Raw genomic sequence first — 19,595 nt, 5'->3', positions numbered from 1 at the left:
ATGAAGATGAACGTAACCTGCAAAAAAGAGTCTCGATTGCGTCGTGCCGAGACTCTTTTTTGCCTGATTTGTAACATGCTTGACGTGTTACAATGGTGATAGAAGGTGTGAGTCGTATGCTCGACAGATTTGAAGATACAGAAAGCAATCTGCAGGCAAGGGTTGACGTGGGAAACTCACCGCCCATTGAATCCTTGGTGCCGCTCTTTTTTGTATTTCCGGAAGTTCGCCGTGTAATTTTATTTGGCTCCCGTGCCCGTGAGGACCATGAAGAACGTTCTGATATAGACCTCGCGGTAGATGCCCCGGGTATGGATATTTTAAAGTGGGACGAAGTATGTACCTATATAACGGAGAATTCAAATACCTTACTGCCGATTGACTTAATTTGGTTACAGCGCACAACTGATCAACTCGCAAGTCGAATTCAGACCGAGGGTGTGGTTGTATTTGAACGAGAAAACGAATCAGTCGGTTGAAAATTTAACGTACTTGCGCCAGAAGTCCTCCACCTCTAAGGTGGGGGATGAATGGCGCTTTTTGCTATAAATGCTATAATTTCAGTAGTAAAAGGTAGGGAAATCAATGGAACTTGATAGCACTAATCATTCAGTGTTCTTGATGTACTACCATTTGGTTCTGGTTATCAAATACAGGCGAAAAGTGATTGACGATGTTGTTTCCGCCCGTTTGCGCGAGATTTTTGAGTATATACAGCCGAATTACAATGTCGCGCGTTGCAAGAATGGAACCATGACGGTGATCATGTCCATATTCTAGTCAAGGCTCAACCTAATTCTGAACTATCCAAGTTCATCAATGCCTATAAAAGTGCGTCATCAAGGCTTATCAAGAAAGAGTTTCCGATCATACGAAAATCCCTTTGGAAGGAATATTTTTGGTCTCGTAGCTTCTGTTTGTTGACTACTGGAGGTGCGTCTATTGAGACCATCAAAAGGTACATCGAAAACCAAGGAGGGCGAAATCGTTAGTGTAGTGCGTTTTCGCCTCGAACCAACCAAAGAACAGGAACAAAAACTATTCCGGACTTTTTATTTATGCCGTAAACTCTATAATCACGCACTTGAAGAACGAATTATCATCTATCGAGAAAACGGGGTCTCGATTCGTTATACTGATCAGCAAAATCGCCTTCCTGTATGGAAACAAAGTCAACCCGAATACAAAGAAGTCCATTCTCAAGTCTTGCAGAATGTGTTGCAACGTTTGGACCAGGCGTTTATCAATTTCTTTGAAAAACGGACTCGCTTTCCTCGCTTCAAAAACAAATTTCGATACCGTTCCATCACTTATCCGCAAGCTAGACTTGGATATTTTCATAAAGACGGCTATGTGTCTTTGCCTAAGATCGGCCTCGTAAGAATGATTGCACACCAGCCTTTTGACCCTACGGCAGTCAAAATCATCAATGTGAAGTTCCACGACGGTAAATGGTACGCGAATCTTACATACGCGACAGAATCCGTGCCTCTAATTACGAATACGAACAACGCTGTGGGCATTGACCTTGGGTTACTGTCTTTGATTGCGACTTCCGATGGGGATTTTTTCGCGAACCCGAAGTGGTTACAAAAGAGCGAAAAGCGATTAAAACGCAAACAACGGCAATTGTCCCGAAAAAAGAAAGGGAGCAATAACCGTGAAAAGGCCAAACATCATCTTCAAGCCATTCATGACCATGTGGCGAACCAGCGGAAAGACCACTTGCACAAAGTCAGCCGCTCGTTGGTGAATCGTTATGACCTAATTTGCATGGAGGATTTGCTTGTGAAAGGGATGATGAAGAATCATCGACTTGCAAAATCCATCGCAAATGCAGGATGGGGAAGACTGGCCACTTATATCGAGTACAAAGCAAAATTCGTAGGTAAAAGAGTAGTGAAAGTTCCACCCCATTACACATCGCAGTTGTGCAGTGGTGGGTGTGGAACCATCGTGAAGAAAGATTTATCAGTCCGTATTCACAAATGTCCTAAATGTGGACTGGAGATTGACCGCGACACAAATGCAGCTATCAACATTCTGCGACGAGGATTAGAAATATTGCGGCAAGCTGGCTAATCATAAACCGTGTAGGCATGGGACGTGCCGAATTCACGCTTGCGGAGATTACGTAAGACCTGCTACAGCAGGCAGTGGTCGATGAAACAAGAAGCTCCCGCCTTTAAGCGTTAGCGAAGGCGGGAGTAGTTCACTCGAATACCGATCCCATGTGTTCAAATACTTCCTTTCGCTTTGCTGAGAGATAAAACATGTATAGAATACCGAGTACGATCCAACCAACAACTACATAAGGGATGTATGTCATTGGTGCGGTTCCACCTCCGGAAGGGAGCGTCGACATGATAACACCTGTAATCGGCATATATAGCAATGCGGTGGCGATCAATGGCATGACAAAGTGTTTAAACCAGTGAAACTGACCAATCCGGCGGTAATAGAAAAAGAGACTCACGTTAATTACCACGTAAATAATGGATGCATTGATGGGCACCTGTCTCCGTTCAGATACATTACCGAGAAATTTTGGGAATACTGCTCGCGTCCCATTGCATAGATAATTCGAACCACCGCATTAAAGCCAGATAACAAGTTGGCAAAGATGGAATTCAAAATCACTAACATGAGGATTACAGAAGCACCTGTGCCCCAGTATCTAGTAAAGAGAACATCCCAGGGGTTGTTTCCCTTTGCAATGCTTGCTACAACTGAGCTGATATGACTTGGTCCGTAGCCTACCACTGCGGTAAACGCACCAATCAGAAAGAAAATACCGATGCCAATCACTGCGTAAAACAATGCTTTTGGGATGTTTTTTGTTGGATCCTTCGTTTCCTCCCCAAGCGTAGCAGCGCTCTCAAATCCGACGAACATTAAAATGGCCCACAATATGGCTGTCCCGATGCCACTCCAATCACCCGGCCTGAGCGTATTCCTGGGGTTGAATGCAGCAAATGTAATTCCTTGTGCGCCCCCGTGAATCAAGACGGTGACAAAGAAAGCAAGCATGACCACTACCTCAATAACAAGCATCACCAGCGCAACCCGAACGGATTGGTTGACGCCCATACAAGTCAGGAGAAAAATGAGTATACCAACGACGATTGAAAAAAGCCCCCAGGCAATATTCAGACCAAAATAGAGCGTGAAAAAGAGATGCAAAAAATACCCGATCGCAGCGAGCAACATGGGAGATAACATTGCATAGCCACCCACGAGCAACCAGCCCGTTAGAAACCCGAGTCGAGAACCCAGACCGTTCACGGAAAACGTGTATGCAAATCCCGAACTTGGCAACCTTCTGGCGAACTGTGCAATGACGTAGGCGACGAAGAACATTGCCACCATTGCTACTAAAAATGCAAACCCAAACGCGTTTCCTGCGCTTTGCAAACCTAAGCCGGTATTGAAATAAATCGAGGTCGCGGGTCCCATTAAGGCGCAGGTTGCTGCAACTGCACCCTCATCCGGTATCAATTCCACGCTTCTCTCCGCTAAATTCTTACCAACACGAGCTTTTAAATCGTAGTGCCCACGAACACGATCGACATACAGTCCCCCTCCAAAAACGTGCCCTCGGCCATTGTGCATATGGGATATCTCCGAGAGGTACAACACGGCGGGGAGCTCTGCCGTCTCTTGCACGGTCGCCAATGGCGTTGTCCCGGTAAACCCATTTCCCGGCTCTACATGGGTTGCCCCATAACTCTTCATTGAAATTCATAAACCGATTTGGATGTGGGTATATTTAGAAATATTGATGATTTGTGGTTTATCATTCGGAGCACATTTTGCAAACCATTGACCGTACTCAGGAGGCCCCATGATTCTTAACAGTGACCAACTCCAAGCACGAGCGCGTGAGTTTGCGTTGACAAATGAATTAACAACATCCAATCTTCGAACCCGACGCTTCTGGTCAGTTTTTCAATCTGACATGCTTGGCCTTCACGCGTTTGCTGAACAACTAGCGAACAGCCGTGCGGAATGCATGCAACCAGCGGAAGACTGGTTGCTTGACCACATTGCTTTTTTGGAGACACAAGCCCAAGAGGTTTTGCGAAAGCTGCCGCGGAAGACGCTTCAGCAACTTCCAGCGTTGCGGAGCAACGAAATCACTTGGCGTACCGGATTTAGCAGCAATACCGGAATGCCGCGCATTTATGCAATCTGCGACGATTACCTCGAGCATACAGACGGACTTTACGACGTGGCATCATTTGAGAATTACGTACAAGCCTATCAGGAAGTTTCCGCGTTAAAGACGATGGAATGTTGGGCTCTGTCTCCGGTTATGCGGGTGGCCATCATTCATCGCCTCGCACAGGCCATGCGTGAAGTCCAGCACCGACATGAAGTTTGTGGTTCTGTTGCCGCCCTGCTGGAACGGCTTGGTGAAAAGCACGCGACGGGCGAACAAATCCGCACGTTGCTGGATCGTCCAGAACAGGAAAAATTGTTCACCCCTGTGGGGGTTGTGCATCTTCTGCGGCACTTAAACGAGTGGGAACCCGACATCCGAATCGTCCGAGATTGGCTTGCCGCACATATCGAAAACAGCCAATCGAGCCTAGAGAAGATGGTGTCGTTTGAGCATCAACTTCAGGCGGAGTTGCAGGTGATTTGCGGCAACCTGGTGACGAGCCTGCACACCCTTGAGCGGCATCCATGGCGATCCACTTTCAAAAAGATTTCCCACGTGGAGCAAATCCTTTTAGCTCATGCACCAAGTGAATATGAACGGATGGATTTCACAAGTCAGGACCTGCTACGCGGGCGTGTCACTGAAATTGCGAGACAATTGAATGTTCCTGAAACGTTGGTGGCTCACACCGCGGTACACTTGGCCACAGACAACAGTGTCCGCGGCGATGCGAATAGAGACAATTTGTTTCCGCGTGAGGGGTGCCTTGGCCACTATCTGCTCGATCCCAACGGAATTCTCGCGATGCGCCGAGCTTTGTCCGAAGTCACACGGCCACGGAGGTTGCCGCAACTAACCCTGCGTCGTCAACCTCTGTCGACGTACATGTCGGCTGCAGCCGTCCTATTTATTGGTATGATGGTCTTATCAGCAATGTGGTTGACGTACGGGCTAAACATTCGGGGTTTATCCTGGGTTTTCGTTTGTCTGGCGCTGGCTCTGCCAGTCAGCGAATGGACAACCACGATTTTACATGCTGGAATTCTGCGGTTTTTCCGCACCACGACGCTCCTGCGCTACGACTTTTCCGACGGTTTACCTGAGGATGCCAGCACGATGGTGGTGATTCCCGTCATTTGGTCGACTGTTGAAGACGTGGACGACGTCATGGATCGATTAGTCGTGCACTATCTGGCAAATCGTCAGCAACATATCTACTTCGCCGTACTGGCAGACTTTGAAGACGCAAATGCGGAGACCGTTGAGGGAGATGAGCGGCTGGTGGCGCATGCCATCCGCAGAATCGATGACCTACGGGCAAAGTACGGGCGTGATAAGTTCTTTATATTTCACCGTTCCCGTCGCTATAATCCAGTCGACGATATCTACATGGGATGGGAGCGTAAACGCGGCAAACTGGTCGAATTCGTGGAGAGACTGGCCGGCAGTCAAGACACCAGTTTTACAACCATTCACGGCGAAACGGCATGCCTCAGAGACATACGCTATGTATTTACTGTCGATCACGACACGCAACTCCCTATCGGCGTCGTCAGTCGTTTGGCTGGAACCATCCACTTCCCTTACAATCGACCGCGTCTCAATGAGGCCGGCACTCGTGTCGTCGAGGGTTTTGGCGTGCTGCAGCCCCGTGTTGCTGTAAGTTTTGAATCCACGCAAAAGTCTCGGTTTGCTGCGCTGTGGACCGGGGAACCGGGAATCGATCCGTATGCCTTCGCCGTTGCCAATCCCCATCAAGATTTGTTTGGCAAAGCGGCTTTCGTGGGAAAAGGAATTTTTGACGTAGAGGCATTTCACAAAACGGTCGCAAATCGAATTCCGGACAATCATGTCCTGAGTCACGACGTACTCGAGGGAGGATTTCTGCGTTGCGGTTTCGCTTCCGATATCGAGATCGTGGAAGACTATCCATCCACGTTTTACGCCTACCAGCGCCGGAGCCACCGTTGGATTCGCGGCGATTGGCAACTGATGAAGTGGTTGAGCCGCACGTGTCAAAACAGAGATGGCGTCCGCCAGCGTATTGATTTGTGCGGAATGACTCGTCTTTTCATCGCGGACAGTATGCGCCGGAGCCTCGTTGCCCCGGTCTTGTTCATCGTGGCGTGGCTTGGATTACACGTTCTCCCAGGTCGGGAACTGGTCTGGGAAACCGTCATCCTGTTGACCATCTTCTTGCCATTCATTCGGACGTTGCTGCAGGCACTTCTGGGCGATAGGCGATTAAAGCCCGTGGGTGTCACGTTTATGCAATGCGGCGTCCAACTGATCACGTTGCCATTTGCCGCCATCCTCGCGGGGGACGCAATTGTAAGAGCGCTCTACCGGATGTTTGTGAGCCGACGGAATTTACTGGAGTGGTTACCGGCAAAACGAACGGATCATGCCCCCACGAATCGACGGGTATTCGTGTATGAACCAATTGGATACGTTGTGATGGCTCTTTTTGCCGCCACCGCGTGGCTGACTGGCGATGTGAAAAATGGTGTATTCGGAACGGTTGGACTCGTTATTTGGCTTCTGGCTCGTCCTTTGGTCGCGCGTTTGAATCGCCCGCAAAACGTGCAACGGCTGGCGTGGCTTGACGCCGCCAGACCAATGTTGAACGAGCGGGCTCGTCAAATTTGGTCGTTCTATGAGCGATATGTCACTGCTGAAGAATCGTGGCTGCCACCCGACAACGTTCAGTATCATCCGACAGAGGTCATCGCCCATCGAACATCTCCCACCAACATCGGACTGTATCTAGCATGTGTGGTTGCAGCGCGGGACCTCAACTTTATTGATCACGAGACGATGCTCCGTCGTCTGGAGAACGCCATCGAGACGCTCGGTAAAATGGAAAAATGGAATGGCCATTTGTTCAACTGGTATGACACGCAAACGGCCATGCCGCTTGCCCCTCGATACGTGTCTACTGTGGATTCCGGGAACTTGATAGCGTATTTGCTGGTCGTTCTACAAGCGCTTCGAGAGGGGTGTCAGGAAGTGTCCCTCACAGCGAGAATAGACGGACTAGCGGAAGCCATCGAACAGCTTATCGAAAACACTGACTTCCAGAGCCTGTACAATGCTGACGAACAATTGTTTTGTCTGGGATTTCACGTGGATGCGAACCGGCGAGAAACGATACTTTACGACCTTTTGGCATCGGAAGCACGTCAAGCGAGCTTCGTGGCCATCGCACTTGGGCAAGTACCCGTTTCCCATTGGTTCGCCTTGAGCCGTACGATGACGCGATCGGGGAATTTCAAAACGCTGTTGTCCTGGTCAGGAACCATGTTTGAATATTTGATGCCGGGCCTCATTATGCGTACCTACCGGAACACTGTATGGGACTCCACCTACCATGGGGTAATCCATCGGCAGCGTCAATATGCAGACATGAACCGGGTTCCGTTCGGGATATCAGAAAGTGGGTATTACGCATTTGACTATCAGCTGAACTACCAGTATCAGGCATTTGGTGTGCCAGGACTGGGACTGGACAGGGGGCTGGAACGCAATCTTGTCGTTGCACCGTATGCCACGATTCTCGCTTTGCCATACGCCGGTGAAGCGGCTGTTTCGGCATTGAACCGATTCAAAGAAATCGGGGCGATTGGCGAGTTCGGTTTTTATGAAGCGGTCGACTTCACCGTAGAGCGGTTGCCCTCGGGAAGTCGATACAAAATCATTCAAAGTTTTATGGCCCATCACCAAGGCATGAGTATGCTCACGCTTGTCAATTTGCTCACTGACAACGCGATGATTGAGCGATTCCATGCAGATCCTCACGTCAGGGCAGCCGATTTGCTGCTTCAAGAGCGGATACCTGCCAAAGCGGCCATGATCGAAGTTCCTGGCACACATGCCAAGCTGCCCGACATGAACGGTCACGCGGACGAAACAGAACGGACGTTCAGCGAACAAACCGTGACACCAGAAGTGAACGTGATGTCGAACGGGCGTATGACAAGTATCGTGACCAATGATGGAAATGGTCTGTTGACCTGGAATGGACTGAATGTGACCAGGTGGCGGGAAGATCCGGTGATTGACACATCCGGTGCGATTGCCTATGTCCACGACGCTGGATCAGAGGCCACTTGGAGTGTTGCGAACTTTCCGTGTGGCGGACTCGAGGAAACAAAATCAGTTTTCCGCCTCGATAAAGCCGTTTACGAGGGTCGCTGGAACGGGATTTCGTCCCGCCTGGAAATTACCGTGGCGCCAGATAGTGACGCGGAGGTTCGAAGGCTTCGACTCGTTAATGAGAGCACCGAGGAGCGTACGTTACAAATCACAACATTTCTCGAACTGGCCTTGGCCACGCAATCTGCCGACAGCGCACATCCGGCCTTCAGCAAATTGTTTGTTCAAACCAGCCATGAGGCCGCTCTTGAGTGCCTGCTCGCAAAACGCCGACCACGCGAAGAAGATGAACACGAAACGTGGGCTGTTCATACCGCTTTTGTTGACGGCCGGGAGACGGGCGAGTACGAGTTCGAAACGGATCGGGCGGCATTTATTGGTCGAGGCTACTCGCTCCGATCACCAAAGGCTATAGTTGGGCGGCTTCGAGGTTCGGTCGGCTCTGTCGCTGACCCTGCGTTCATTATGCGAAGGTCCCTCCGAGTCGCCCCGGGGGAGAGTGCAACATTGTACATCGTGACGGGCGTTGCCGACAGCCGAGATGGGGCGTTGGATATTGTACGGCACCTGCGAGAGCCATCTCAGGCAGACAGAGCCTTTCACTTGGCGTGGGTACGGACGCAAATCGATTTGCGACATCTGCATTTGACCCCACAACAAGCGACCGAGGCTCAACACTTAGCTGGTCAACTTCTTTATACATCACCACTGTCGCGCGGGCGCCGCGAGGCGATACAGAAAAATGTACTTGGCAGGTCTTCACTGTGGTCCTTTGGCGTTAGCGGAGACGCCCCGATTGCTGTGGTGAGTGTACAGAATCTGGCGGACTTGCCGTTTGTCACACTGGTTGCCCGCCAGCACCAGTACTTGTATGACATGGGGGTGGCGGCAGATTTGGTCGTCATCGATGAAACAAGCGGTGGCTATCAGGACGAACTGATCCATAGGTTACGTGAAAATCTTGCTGCTGTCGGCATCGGTGAGCTGAAAAGGATTGTGGGTCTCAAAGCAACCCAACTTGCAGAGGAGCAGTTGAGGCTCTTGAGGGCTGTGGCTCGCGTTTGGTTGCGTGCAGGCGGCCCAAGCCTTCTTGCACAAATACAGACGGAAGACGGTGGAGGGAAGCCAGGTTTTCGTGTTCGTCCCGTGGCTGAGCCCAAACGCCAGCGTACGCCTCACATTCCGCCACAGGGTGAGTTCTTTAACGGCTGGGGCGGCTTCGTCGAGGGCGGAAAGGCGTACCAAATGTACGTGCAAAGCGGCTGGTATCTGCCGAGACCGTGGAGCAATATTCTCGCGAATCCACATTTCGGCTGCATCCTCACAGAATTAGGGACGGGGTACAGCTGGTGGCGCAACTCACGCGAATGTAAGTTGACGCCTTGGACCAACGATCCCGTTCTTGACCGCCCCGGCGAATGCCTTTATCTATCCGACCTGGACACGAACGATGTCTGGTCGGCTACACCCAAGCCAGCTGGCGGCGACCGCGCCTTTGAAGTCACACACGGGTGGGGCTACAGTCGGATCACACAGTCCGGCGGTGACGTTGTTCACGAGATGGAAACCACCGTTCCACTGGACGATCCGCTAAAGATCATCCGCCTCAAACTGAGCAACAAGAGTGACGTACGCAAGCGGATCGCCGTGACGTATTACGCAGAATGGGTACTCGGTGTCAGCCGAGAAGCAGAGGCTCCGTTCATCGCAACCGATTGGGATCAGGAAATCTCTACGCTGCTCGCAAGCAACACTTACCAGATGACGTTTCGGGACGCCATTGGCTTTGTGCACATCGCCCGCGAGACGCCATCCGACAGCACGGACAGCGCGCTGTATTCGTGGACTGGAGACCGAACAGAGTTTATCGGGCCCTCCGGAACACTAGAACACCCCGCTGCACTAGATAGAGCCAAACTGTCCGGGCGAACGGGTACATTTGCGAACACCTGTGGGGCTGTACAGACGGTCATCGAGATCCCGCCGCATGAGGACGCGACCGTCACGGTTCTGCTCGGATGCGCCGCATCCAAGAGCGAAGTGTCAACGCTCATTCGAAGGTACAGCCGAAGCTCCGCCTACGATGAAGCGCTTGCTGCCGTCACTGGATACTGGGACAGAATCGCGGGGCAAATTCAAGTCAGAACACCGGATCGGGCCATGAATGTGATGTTGAACGGTTGGCTCGTGTATCAAGCACTGTGCTGCCGACTATGGGCGCGAACGGCATTTTATCAGGCGGGTGGCGCGTTCGGGTTCCGCGATCAGTTGCAGGACTCGCTCGCATTGCTGCATGCAGACGCTGACATCACCAAGCAGCAGATTCTGCACAATGCCGCCCATCAGTACCAGGAAGGAGACGTGCAACACTGGTGGCACGACGAAACCGGAAAAGGCATCCGGACAAAGTTTTCGGATGACTTGCTGTGGTTGCCGTATGCGGTGTCTCGCTACATCGAACACACAGGAGATGTCGACATTCTCAAGGAGAAGATACCGTTTATCCATAGCGAAGTGCTGAAAGACAAAGAGTTAGAGCGATACGAAGACACAGTGGTGTCCCGTGAGCAGGGAACAATTCTGGAACATTGCCTGCGAGCCATCAGACACGCGTCGCGGTTCGGGGAACATGGTATTCCCCTCATGGGTACCGGCGACTGGAACGATGGAATGAATCACGTCGGTGCAAAGGGACGGGGAGAAAGCGTGTGGCTTGGCTGGTTCCTGCTCGACATTATGAAGCGCTTCATCCACATCGGGAAAGATGTCGATCTCCATTCGGATTTCACCGACGAGCTTGCAGAGTTTCGCCAGTTGGTTGCCAAGCTCGAAGATAGTCTGAATACGTATGCATGGGATGGCGCTTGGTTCCGTCGAGCATTCACCGATGCGGGCACTTGGCTTGGTTCCATCGAGGACAGGGAATGTCGGATTGATGCCATCGCTCAGTCTTGGTCGGTCATTTCGCAAGGAACGTCTGAAGATAGGCAAATGCGGGCGATGCGATCGTTTGATCGTGAACTTGTCGACCGCGAGCTTTCCCTTGCGCGCTTGCTGACAAAGCCGTTCGATGAGTCAAAGCCGAGCCCAGGGTACATTCAGGGTTATCCACCGGGGATTCGCGAGAACGGTGGGCAATACACGCACGGCGTCATATGGAGCATTGTCGCCTGGTCGATGCTCAGGAGGGGTGATAAGGCATTTGAACTTTTTTCCATGCTCAATCCCATTCGCCATACCCAAACATCACGGGAAGTCCTGAACTACGGCAATGAACCGTATGTGATGTCCGCGGACGTCTACACAGCGGAGCCGCACGAGGGCCGCGCTGGGTGGTCATGGTACACAGGGGCTGCAGGTTGGATGTACCAGGCTGGCATTGAATATGTATTGGGTGTGATGCGTCGCAGTGATCGCCTGTATATCCGGCCGTGTGTTCCGCCGGAATGGGACGCTTTCACAGTGCACTACAGATTCGGTCAAGCGGTGTATGCCATTGAGGTCCAGTGTGGATCTGACGGACATGTCGACCGCCACGACTACAGCGGCACGGAAGATCATCGGCGACGTGGAGATGAGCCAGTGACAGTTTGGATCATCGACGGCGAAGAACGAGAGGGCGAGTATCTGCAGCTTGTAGATGACGGAAAGACTCATCATGTCACTGTTCGCACGTTTCGGAAGCCACTTTCTACTGTCGGATAAACGGTCAGACGGGCCTATCCTTGAGCATTTTCATGCTGGTTGGGGACAGGCCCTTTCTTTCGCGTTCTTTAGGACTGGAAAGTCTGCCCCGTACCGTTCGACTGTCCGTGCAACATTGACTCGTTGACTTCCTCGAGCGATCTACCAGACGTGCGGGGGCCAAACGCACCGATGTCGATCATGATGATGACCATAGCGAGAGCCACAACGGTGAACATCATTGTCGCGCCGTGAAGCTTTAGCACTGGCAAGAGAATAAACGGCATTAAACCACTCATGAGACGGCTGAGACTGTAGGCCGAACCTGCAGCAGTTGCCCGAATAGACGTCGGATAGATCTCAGCCTGAAAGATGTGATAGGAGTTAGAGAATATATTGCTAACCAGCGTGTACAAAAATCCGAACACAATGATCAGCGCTGGGCTGTTGGCCATACCAAAGAGGATGCCAAACACGGCCATGAAGAAGGCTGCGCCAACAATCAACCATTTGCGCTGTACCCGTTCAATGATGGGTAAGGACAACAGTTCGGGCCAAAAAGCCTTCCACTGGTGTCGAGCAAAATTGGAGCGTGTATGCCCATGCCATCATTCGACCGCGGTTTTCGGATGGCAACAACTCACTCAGGTACGTATCAGTCAGCGGTGGTAGACCACCAATGCCCAATCCAGCTAGAAACCGAAAGACGATTAGAAAACCTACATTCGGGCTAAATGCTCCGATAAACGTGAAAATTGAATAAACGGACAATACAAACATGAGGGCTTTCCGACGACCGATCTTATCCGCCAGTCCGTTCAAAAAAATTGCACCGAGAAACATACCTAAAAATGCCGAACCGAGTAAGAGAGGAAGGATTGCACTGCTCACGTGAAATTGTTTTCCCAGCACTGAGCCCAGCACGCCAGCCAAATAGACGTCGAAAAGCTCAAAGAACAGACTGACGCCCACAATGGCAGTCACTTTGCGGTGCAAGCTGCCGATGGGCATTTGGTTCAGCCGTGCAGCAATGGCGATGTCCGACATAGAAATCTCCTCCTACAATCGTTCATGAATTAGGACTGAGAAACTTCCAGTTGATCCAGCAGCCAACTACGAATGGCGGCTAGGGCTGTGAGATCGACGCCAGTTTCAATTCCCATGCGTTGCATCCAACCGACAAACGTTTCCGTGTTGAGGTTGCCAGGGGCATCTGGAGCGAACGGACAACCGCCCAAACCGCCAAGTGCCGTCTCAAATGTCGTGACTCCTCGTTCCAAGGCGATCACGATGTTGCCGAGCGCGAGACCGTACCTGTCATGAAGGTGCAGTGCCAAGGAAGTGTTCGGTAACTCGCGGCGGACGTGATCGAGGACGGCGCTGACTACTTCAGGCGTCCCTACGCCGACTGTGTCAGCCAGGCTAATCTCACTGGCCCCGAGCGTCGCCAGTTGTTTCGCGATGGACGCCACTTGGTGGGGTGTGATGATTTCCTCCTCGTACGGTGAGCCGAAGCTGCAGGAAATGGCGCCGCGCACTTCAATTCCACTATTGCGGGCGGCCTCTCCTATACGTTGCAGTTCATCGAGAGAACGTTCCAGCGACATGCGCAAGTTATCCTGCTGGTGTCGCGGGCTCGCGGAGACGACAAACGTTACGGCGCTGACACCCGCCGCTTCAGCGCGCTGGTATCCTTTGAAGTTCGGCACCAGCCCGATGGTGTCAGACTTATCCGTCAGTTCCTTCATCAGAGCCTCTGCATCCGCGAGCTTGGGAATCCACTTGGGGGAAACGAACGATGTCGCCTCCACTTGGGCTACGCCAGCTGCAAACAACTCTTGGACCAGGCGCAGCTTCTGTTCTGTGCTAATTTCACCATGGGCATCCTGCAAGCCATCTCGCGGTGCTGATACTGGGGATCATTAGCGATGTCTGCCACACTCATGACGGGTCCGGCTGGGACATCGTGATCGCTCAAAATTTGGTTGACTTCAGAGAGAGAAAATTGCTGGGTCCAGGCGGAGATGATTTCATCCAGTTCATGTGCGTGTTTCACGCGAGCCTGATTCCCTTGAAATCGAGAGTCGCTTTGTAAATCGAGACGGTTCATGGCGCCGAGCAGACGAGGAAAGATTTTGTCTGTGTTCGCGCCGATTGCGATCCACCGATCGTCCTTCGTCGCATAAATGTTGGACGGCGCAGAGCGCGCCAGTTGGTTCCCGCTTCGCTGCTGGACGACTCCTTCGTGCAGGTACTCGGTCAAACTGGCTTCCGTCAGACTGAACACAGCCTCCGTCAAGCCGACATCGATAAAATCCCCTTGTCGATCCTGCGCCCGTTCCCTCCGCAAGAGACTCATGAGGGTTCCAATGACGGCGTATAAAGCCGTGATCTCGTCGCCGATGGAAAAACCAACCCGCACCGGTGGATGATCCGGGAACCCCGTCACATAGCGCATCCCGCTCATCGATTCGGCAATATTGCCAAACCCAGGACGGGTGCTGTACGGCCCTGTCTGCCCATAACCTGAAATACTGGTGTAAACGATGCCGGGGTTGATTCGTTTGGCGTCTTCATAGCCGAGTTTCCATTTGGCCATGGTTCCAGGTCGGAAGTTTTCGATGAGCGCATCCGATTTGCTTATCAGTTCGCGCACAATGTCTTGCCCTTCCTGTTTGTGCAAGTCCACGACCATCAATTTCTTATTTCGAGCTTGCGAGTACCACCACCACGACCATCCGTTAGGAGACATCCGTCCCCACGTGCGAAGTGGGTCACCCGACTTTGGCTCGATCTTGATCACCTCCGCTCCAAAGTCGGCCAGTAACCGACTCGCGAAAGGTCCTGCAACAACCGAACCTAGTTCAAGCACGCGAATGCCTTCTAATGGTCTGCTGAACTGACTCTCTGCTGACATGTACGGCACTCCTTTGTATATCCGTCTTCCAGGTGAACCTCGGCTTAATTCTGACTGCCCAATAGCCTTGAGATGTTTACTGTGGTGGTCACCAGCATTTCTCGCCAGTTATCGATGTGTGTCTCAGCACGAAACTGGTGGCGTATTCCGGACAGCGCTATAGCGGCAGCAACGTCACCAGTCGCACTGAATACTGGTGCGCTCAGGGACGCCATGTGCTCGTCGCGTTCGCCTAGGCTCAACGCCCACCCTTGCTGCCTGACACGCGAAAACATCGAGTCGTCCGCGTGTTGTTCGTAGTGAGGAAATTGCGCGCGCGACTGAGCCAGATATAGTTGCCTTTGTTCTGCAGGTAGCCACGCCAACAAGACAAGGCCCGGTGCACCCACATGCAGTGGCAATGCTTCTCCGATCCGAACGGTCGGTCGAAGGGTCGCTGCGCTTTCCACACGATCCAGACACACGCGATACTCATTCATTCGCAGATACAGAGATGCCGTCAGGCCACTCTCGAGCGCCAGCGATTGTAAGAACGGATGAGCCAATCCCACTACATCAGGCTGGTTCAAGAGTTCAACCGTCCACTCAAACACCTTCAAGCCGATATGGAACCCCTTCTGCTGGCGAATGAGCAACCGTTCCTCGACCAAGGCGTCGATCAGTCGGTAAAGTGTACCCCGCGGAATCTGCAAGTCCTGAGACATTTGTTGCATCGAAAATTTGCTTGAATCCATATGAACGACGTAGTCCATTATTTGGACAATCTTGCTGAGCACCTGGTTTTTTTCTGAGCTATCACCCGATCCATCCACGATAAACGTCCACCTATCGGACACAACGTCCACTGAGTGATCAGAAGTTAATTATAAAGCGCTTACATTGGATTTAGAAGCGGAATTATGGGAAAGGAAAAACATTTAGAGATGGCTGGCCGGGTGTCGGGGGCTGACGGTGTCAGGGGGGTGACGGTGTCAGGGGGGCTGAACGGACGGAACAACGGACTTCTATTCCTTAATCCGAACTAATATGCCTCTCCATGAACAAACAAGACCCTCGCAGTCCTTTGTCTCCATCAACAGGTGCTTCAGATCCTCAAAATTGACCCAACAGAGGTACCGAGTTCCTTTAGTCACTCTTACGTCATCGCGACCTGCCGATAACGGACTGACAGTCACCTATTGCGCGCGCCTCCTTGCCCTCGTGACCCCGTGCCCCATACACCTCTAAAGTGTTTCTTCTCGTGTATCAGCAGCTTGGGCATCCGCATTAGTGGTCGAGCCCGATCCCGACCAAAATGGGCTGCCCTGCACCCATCCTGCGATGGCATGCGAGACAGCCCCTTATTCATGGCGATCCGGTTCACGACCCGCGACTACTCAAACGTATTACGGTGGTTCATACCTTGGCGGCACCCTCAGTCGCTTCACTTGGTGATGGTAAACGCAATATGGAACGCTGGCTGCCATTCTCCCGGATGATCCTTTTGATAGGTCAACAAGGGAAGCAGATAAACGTTGGGCACCTTCTGGTTGCCTTGTTGGATGGTCGGGTAGATATCAAGGAAGTGCTCACCCGGTGCCCCGGTTGCGCGAACTTGGATTTGCACGTCCCCGTTCGTGTTGAACCCGCAGGCATAGCCAATGGTTCCGTTATCGTACAGGACGCTGTAACAGTTGTCGTAAGTTGTTGGTCCTGTACCTTGCAAATGCACCGTAAATAGTGACCCTGCCTTTACAGTTTTGGGGGCCGAAACGAAACTTGGGTAGATCTGATAGTTCGTCGTCCCAAGAACGTTGTTCGCGCCGTCCACGATCTGAATGGTATGCGGAGGACCACCCACATTGACAGGGACGGTCAGTTTCTTTGTAAAGTTGCCATCTTTGTCGGTGGTCACGGTTCCAAGAACTGTTTCTGCGTCATGGTAACCGCTTGACGTGACGTGATTGCCCACCGTATTCGACCACTGAATTGTCAGGGCTGTATTCGGCGGCAAGGATTTCCCGCTCAGTGTGAACGTGCTGCCCGTCACACCGTGGCCTGGTGATGCAACAAGGTTTGTTCCAGTGGAAGGGGACGGTGACGGGATTGGATCGAAAACATTTGTTGGCTTACCCTTTGTCACGTTGACGGGAAAGTCAAAACTAGGTTTCCAGCTATACGGGGACTGCTGTTCGTTGAGGTAGGGGAGTCCTATAGACGCCGGAACAATGTCAATGTGGTGCTGCCCGCCCCCTTCGGCGCGCACTTGAAAATTCGCTGTCCCGTTGGTTGTGACCGCTGAAATATTACCTGCAAGTTTGTTGTCGTACATCACTTGATAATCGCTGCTGTACGCCCCGTAACCCATGCCGTCGACCCGAATGTTAAGGAACTGGCCGTCGGCTGCAGTGGTCTTGCTGATGGTTGCTGTCGGTTTGATGGTGATGTCCCCTTGAGCTACCACCTGACCATCAGCATTGACCAAACCAATTTGGTGAATGTCGCCGTATCCAGCAGGGATTTTCAGTGATGTCTTCAGGTTCCCTGCGGCGTCCGAGGATACGGAAGCGACCGTCTGTACACCCGGCGTGTAAGATTCTCCGATGAACGAGTTTCCGTTCAGATCCCAGGTGCCCTTGAACGTTTCCCACACTAAATGAAACGTTTGATTGGCCGGTAGTCCACTTGCGGTGAGCGAAACCGATTGACCGATCACGGCATATTTCCCACTCAGCGTCAGCGTGCCTTGCTGGGTGGCCGGATCGCCAAGGACGTTGGTCGTTGTATCGGTGGAAGAACTGGCCGACGCCGCAGACGTCGATGTCGTTGAGTCTGCCAGGGTCATCTCTGGCACCGCAAACGTGCCAACTGAACCGACAGCCAATGCTACAATAGCCGCTAATTTTGCATGTTTTATCAGGTTACTCACCGCCCTATGTCCCTCTGATTCCTTATTGAACCGTTACTGTAAACGGTACGATGCTCTTGAATCCCTTCGAATCGGTTGCGACGATATGTGCGACGCCGGTTCCGATGGCGGTGACTGTTCCGTCTGCCGTCACAGTTGCCACTGCTGGGTTGTCGGATTGGAACGTGATGCTCGGCATCGGTGTGCATTGATCACTTACACCCGCAACCGTCAATGTCTTGCCCACGGCAATGGTCTTTGCAACCTCGCCTGGTGTGCCGTCGTTGACTGCAACGACGCGTTCATACCCTGTGACAGCCGGTTGGCCAAGGTACTGTACGCTGTAGTGTGGTATTGGCTGATGAGCTGTTGGTGGAATTTCCGGAATGGTCAAGGTGGCCGTCGTCATGTCAGTACTCATCGTCACTTTCGAAACCGCAACTGGGCTATCCGTCGTGCCAACTGTGCCCGTGACCACAAAGTCTGACGCTGCAGGTGTTGCCGTCAGTGGCTTGTTAAAGACAACAGTCAGGCTTCCATTCGTCGCGACTGCTGACGCAATCGAAGCATCATTAGGCGACTGTACGGTTAGCGTGAACGGCACGATGCTTGTGAAGCCCTTTGCGTCCGTTGCGATGATGTGTGCCACACCGGATGTGAGAGCCGTGACTGTTCCATCTGCCGTCACCGTTGCGACCGCTGGGTTGTCGGATTGGAATGTGATGCTCGGCATCGGTGTGCACTGGTCACTTACACCAGCAACAGTCACGGTTTGACCGACTTGGACGGTTTTTGCAACCTCACCTAGTGTGCCGTCGTTGACTGCAACGACGCGTTCATACGCTGCGACCGTCGCACCGCCGAGGTATTTGACGCTGTAATGTGGGACAGGTTGGTGTGCAGTAGGTGGAATTTCCGAAATGGTGAGGGTGACCGTCTTCTTGTCAGCGCTTACGTCCACCTTAGATACGGGCACGGATGTTGAGCTCGATCCGACCGATCCCGTCACTACAAAATCGCTAGCAGCCGGTGTGGAGGTGAGCGGCTGATCAAACACAACTGTGATACTTCCGTTTGTAGCGACTGCGGAGAAAATGGCAGCCTGATTGGCCGCTGGGTTCACAGACAGAGTATGTGTGTTGCCGTTCCAATTTCCGACCCATCCGTATGCCCCCAATAGAGATGTCACATAGTAGATCGGGGCAAATGTCGTGGATATATTTGGGGCGGCGGGATCGTGTTGGACAATGGTATTGAATTTCTTGACGAGTTTTCCGTTCACAGTGACGCTGGTGTTACCGGATCCCACGTTGACCTTGGAAAAGTCAATATTCGTCTTGGAAGTGGTGAGTGCCCATGTATGTGTGGAGCCGTTCCACGTAGCCTTGTAGCCAGCCTTGTTGAATAATTGATTGAGATAATATACCGGCAAATACGATGTGTCGTGGCTGCCGTCATTGGCAACGACGCCGTACATTGTGCTGACTGTCGTTCCACTGATGGAAATCGATGCTTTGAACGAATTGGTTGAAGAAGTTGACGCGAACGCCATCGGTAGACCTGTTCCAATCACAACGGTTGTGGCTGCAAGGCCTGTTAGAATACGTTTCATATCATATTTCCCCTCGTCCCATGGATATAATATTTTCTGAATATTAATATAGATCGAAGGTGAGTAAAACACAAAACGTTTTTACTCCATGTTGGCGATAAGGCTACGGTGGCACCGTTGTTGATCGATTAGCCACGTCATTCGGACGAACCTCCGGCTTTTCACCCATTGTGGC

12 protein-coding genes and 1 pseudogene are annotated in these 19,595 nt (G+C 52.0%); 4 read left to right on the top strand and 9 right to left on the bottom strand.

Going from position 1 to position 19,595, the window contains the following annotated elements:
- The first annotated feature begins 116 nt into the window (after positions 1-116).
- The 3 genes and pseudogenes from NZD86_RS22005 (at position 117) to NZD86_RS21995 (ending at position 2,082) form a co-directional block, all read left to right on the top strand.
- On the top strand, positions 117-479 hold the full coding sequence (locus tag NZD86_RS22005; RefSeq protein ID WP_268044203.1) for a nucleotidyltransferase family protein: 363 nt from the start codon (positions 117-119) through the stop codon (positions 477-479).
- 106 nt (positions 480-585) lie between these two features.
- Positions 586-992, top strand: a pseudogene (gene tnpA / locus NZD86_RS22000) (IS200/IS605 family transposase).
- Positions 943-2,082 carry an RNA-guided endonuclease InsQ/TnpB family protein gene (locus NZD86_RS21995; protein WP_268044202.1) on the top strand — a complete coding sequence of 380 codons (1,140 nt, stop codon included), beginning with the start codon at positions 943-945 and terminating at the stop codon, positions 2,080-2,082. The pseudogene tnpA and the gene NZD86_RS21995 overlap by 50 nt, the downstream one beginning before the upstream one ends.
- A gap of 130 nt (positions 2,083-2,212) precedes the next feature.
- Here NZD86_RS21995 and NZD86_RS21990 read toward each other — a convergent pair whose 3' ends face one another.
- Entirely contained in the window at positions 2,213-2,476 is a 264-nt protein-coding gene (locus tag NZD86_RS21990; protein WP_268044200.1) for a hypothetical protein, read from the bottom strand.
- Between the two features lie 5 nt (positions 2,477-2,481).
- Entirely contained in the window at positions 2,482-3,735 is a 1,254-nt protein-coding gene (locus tag NZD86_RS21985) for an amino acid permease (RefSeq protein ID WP_268044199.1), read from the bottom strand.
- Positions 3,736-3,844: 109 nt separating this feature from the next.
- Here NZD86_RS21985 and NZD86_RS21980 point away from each other — a divergent pair, with 109 nt between their 5' ends.
- Positions 3,845-12,025, top strand: a complete 8,181-nt coding sequence (locus NZD86_RS21980; protein ID WP_268044198.1) for a glycoside hydrolase family 94 protein — start codon at positions 3,845-3,847, stop codon at positions 12,023-12,025.
- Between the two features lie 68 nt (positions 12,026-12,093).
- Here the strand turns inward: NZD86_RS21980 and NZD86_RS21975 are convergent, their stop codons facing one another.
- The 7 genes from NZD86_RS21975 to NZD86_RS21945 all read right to left on the bottom strand — a co-directional run bounded on the left by NZD86_RS21975 (position 12,094) and on the right by NZD86_RS21945 (position 19,420).
- A complete protein-coding gene (locus NZD86_RS21975; RefSeq protein WP_268044197.1) occupies positions 12,094-12,549 on the bottom strand; it encodes an MFS transporter in 456 nt (151 codons plus the stop codon).
- Positions 12,530-13,051: an MFS transporter gene (locus NZD86_RS21970; RefSeq protein WP_268044196.1), complete on the bottom strand. Its 522-nt coding sequence runs from the start codon at positions 13,049-13,051 to the stop codon at positions 12,530-12,532. Before NZD86_RS21970 ends, NZD86_RS21975 begins: the two co-directional genes overlap by 20 nt.
- Before the next feature lie 29 nt (positions 13,052-13,080).
- Complete coding sequence (locus NZD86_RS21965; RefSeq protein ID WP_268044195.1) at positions 13,081-13,896, bottom strand: hydroxymethylglutaryl-CoA lyase; 816 nt, start codon at positions 13,894-13,896, stop codon at positions 13,081-13,083.
- The gene (locus tag NZD86_RS21960) at positions 13,821-14,921 is read right to left on the bottom strand and encodes a CaiB/BaiF CoA transferase family protein (RefSeq protein ID WP_268044194.1); all 1,101 of its coding nucleotides are present in this window, start codon (positions 14,919-14,921) and stop codon (positions 13,821-13,823) included. The genes NZD86_RS21965 and NZD86_RS21960 overlap by 76 nt, the downstream gene beginning before the upstream one ends.
- A 44-nt stretch (positions 14,922-14,965) precedes the next feature.
- Positions 14,966-15,733, bottom strand: a complete 768-nt coding sequence (locus tag NZD86_RS21955) for an IclR family transcriptional regulator (protein ID WP_268044193.1) — start codon at positions 15,731-15,733, stop codon at positions 14,966-14,968.
- 611 nt (positions 15,734-16,344) lie between these two features.
- Positions 16,345-17,829 carry a hypothetical protein gene (locus NZD86_RS21950; RefSeq protein WP_268044192.1) on the bottom strand — a complete coding sequence of 495 codons (1,485 nt, stop codon included), beginning with the start codon at positions 17,827-17,829 and terminating at the stop codon, positions 16,345-16,347.
- 22 nt (positions 17,830-17,851) lie between these two features.
- Positions 17,852-19,420 (bottom strand): Ig-like domain-containing protein, encoded by a 1,569-nt coding sequence (locus NZD86_RS21945; RefSeq protein WP_268044191.1) that lies wholly within the window; start codon positions 19,418-19,420, stop codon positions 17,852-17,854.
- Positions 19,421-19,595 lie beyond the last annotated feature (175 nt).

The sequence above is a fragment of the Alicyclobacillus dauci genome (assembly GCF_026651605.1).
GTDB lineage: Bacteria > Bacillota > Bacilli > Alicyclobacillales > Alicyclobacillaceae > Alicyclobacillus > Alicyclobacillus dauci.
Note: the sequence above shows the minus strand (reverse complement) of the source record. Positions and strands in the feature narration are given on the sequence as shown.